Origin of the sequence: Stenotrophomonas sp. 2YAF22, from assembly GCF_052114665.1 — a bacterium.
Lineage (GTDB): Bacteria > Pseudomonadota > Gammaproteobacteria > Xanthomonadales > Xanthomonadaceae > Stenotrophomonas > Stenotrophomonas indicatrix.
Window position 1 is genome coordinate 1 of record NZ_JBFRFE010000588.1, and the last position, 2,769, is coordinate 2,769.

General features: G+C 68.0%; 2 protein-coding genes. Both read right to left on the bottom strand.

Annotated features, from left to right (window positions below):
- A partial coding sequence (locus tag AB4Y84_RS18570; RefSeq protein ID WP_442250627.1) for an SDR family NAD(P)-dependent oxidoreductase occupies positions 1-171 on the bottom strand: 171 nt, incomplete at its 3' end.
- A gap of 79 nt (positions 172-250) precedes the next feature.
- Positions 251-2,769, bottom strand: a 2,519-nt coding sequence (locus AB4Y84_RS18575; protein WP_442250626.1) for an EAL domain-containing protein, incomplete at its 5' end; no start/stop codon positions are given.

Below are 2,769 nucleotides of genomic sequence, written 5' to 3' on the forward strand. Positions count from 1 at the left end.
GAAGTAGCGGGCGTTGTCCTGCCCCAGGCCGGCAACAGCGGCCGCGCCCTTGGCGTCGTTGAGGTCGAACAGGGCGACCTTGCCGCCCTCGGCAACCAGGTGCTGGGCCACGGCCAGGCCGAGGCCGGAGACGCCGCCAGTGATCACGGCACGTACGGAAGACAGCTGCATTGCACGGTCCTGCAGGTTCAAGAACCGCCGATTCTAACGGAAGCGACGGCAGCCGCCGTTGTGCACTGCGCCGCCGGCCTCAGCCCAGTTCGCGGGCTCGGCGCAGGCGACGCTCGAAGTCGGCGGCGGGCAGGCCATGGGCGAACAGGAAGCCCTGGCCGACGGTCACCCCCAGGTCGAGCAGGCACTGCCGTTGTGGCTCGGTTTCCACGCCTTCGGCGACCACGCCCAGCCCCAGGCTGCGGGCGATCGCGCAGACTGCCTCGCAGACCGCCACATCCGAGCGGTTGCGGGGAATGCCTTCGACGAACAACTGGCTCAGTTTCAGCCCATGGATGGGAAGACGGCGCAGGTAGTTCAGGGCGCTGTAGCCTTCGCCGAAGTCATCGATGGTCAGCATCACCCCCATTTCGCGCAGGCGGGCGAAGGTGCGCAGGGTGTCTGGCGCATCCTCGATCAACACCCGCTCGGTGAACTCCAGCTCCAGCACGCTGCCGGGCAGCTCGAACTCATCCAGCACCTGCCGCACCCAGCGGGCGAGATCCTCACCGACGAACTGCCGCCAGGAAACGTTGACGGCCACCCGCACCAGGCCGAGCCCGTCGTCCTGCCATTGACGTACCTGCCGGCAGGCTTCGCGCAAGGCCCACTGGCCGATGCGCACGATGTCGCCGGTGTGCTCGGCGTGGCGGATGAACAGGTCCGGGCGCATCTGCCCCAACTGCGTGTTGTGCCAGCRCATCAATGCCTCGCAGGCGATGGTGGCGCCGCTGCGCAGGTTGACCTGTGGCTGGTACACCAGATGGAACTCGTCCCCATCAAGGGCTTTGTGCAGCCGGCTCTCGATCTGCAGGCGGTCATGCTGGCGCTGTGCCAGTTCCGGGGAGAACACCTGCCAACCGTTGCGGGTGCGGCGCTTGCACTCGTACATCGCCGTGTCGGCGTTCTGGATCAGCTGCTGCGGCCGGTTGCCATCGCGCGGTGCGCGGGCGATGCCGATGCTGGCGGTCACCGGGAACTCGTCGCTGCCCAGCTGGAACGGTGCCGAGAACGCCGCAGTGATGCGCTCGGCCAGCTGTTCGGCCTGGTCCGGCTGGTCGCGCAGGTCGCAGATCACCAGGAACTCGTCGCCGCCAAAGCGTGCAAGCAGGCCTTCGGTACCGATCGCGGTGGCGATGCGCCGGGTCGCTTCGATTAACAGTTCATCACCGGCGTTGTGGCCAAGCAGGTCGTTGACCACCTTGAAGCGGTCCAGGTCGATGTACAGCACCGCAACGCGGTCGTGGCTGGGGCTGTCCATGCGCACGCCCAGGTCGCTCAGCACCGCATCGCGGTTCATGATTCCGGTCAGCGGGTCGGTGCGGGCCTGCACGCGCAGGGTTTCCTCGGCCTGCTTGCGCTCGGTGATGTCCTGCACGGTGCCGGTGATGCGTGCGGCATCGACATCGCCGGCCGAGACCTCGCCGATCATCCTGATCCAGAACGAGTGGCCATCGCGGCGCTGGCCCTGCAGCTCCAGGCCGAAGCTGCTGCGGTGTTCGATGGTGTCGGCCAGCGCCTGCTGCAGGGCGGCGCGGTCGTCGCTGCGCAGGCAGTCCAGCAGGTCGGGCATGTCCTCCAGGTCGGCCGGCTGGCCGACGATGCGCCGCGCTTCATCGGTGAGGTACAGGCGCTGCAGGCCGCGATCCCACTCCCAACCGCCGATATGGGCCAGTGACTGCGCGCGCGCGAACAGGGTGTTGTTGCGCTTCAGTTCGGTGATGTCACTGAACATCGCATAGACATGGTCGGCCTGGTCGCAGCCGTTGCCGAACACCGGCACGTTGGTGGTGGACAACCACAGCATGCGTCCGCGCGGGCGGTGGTACAGGCCGATGATGGTGCTGCGGATCACCCGCCCGGCCTGGAAACAGCGGCTGGTCGGCCACTGTGACTGGGTCAACGGGTGGCCATGCTCGTCGACGATGATCCACGCTTCGGGATCGAGCATCGCGTTCAAGCCCACGCCGCCACCGGTGAGGCCGAGGATGCGATGTGCGGCCGGGTTGGCCGACAGCACGCGCAGGTCGCGGTCGAACAGGATCACGCCCTTGTCGATCGATTCCATCAACAGGCGATAGCGCGACTCGGCGCGCCAGCGCCCGCTCAGGTCGCGGGCGACGGCGACGATGCAGGGTTGGCCGCGGTCCTGGAAGCCGGCCGAGTGCACCTCCACCGGAAAGCGGCTGCCATCGCCGCGCATGTTGGTCACTTCGATGACGTAGGTGTCGCCACGGTTCAGCGCTTCCCACACCGGTTGCAGATGGTCGCTGGGCAGGTCGGGATTGAGCAGTTCGATCGGCTGGCCGACGATGTCCTCGCGCGGGCGGTCGTAGGCGACGATGCCTGCGCGGTTGACGTCCAGCACCACGCCTTCGGCGCTGAGGATGCTGACCGGGTCGGGCACGGCGTCGAACAACGCGGCATAGCGGGCCTGGGTATCCAGTTCGCGCTGCTGCGCATCGGCCAGCGCCTGCCGTGCCTGGCGCAGCAGCCTGGCCTGGGCCGGCGGCGGCGAAGCAGCCAGCGCCGCGTCCAGAGCGGCCAGCGCGACGTCGG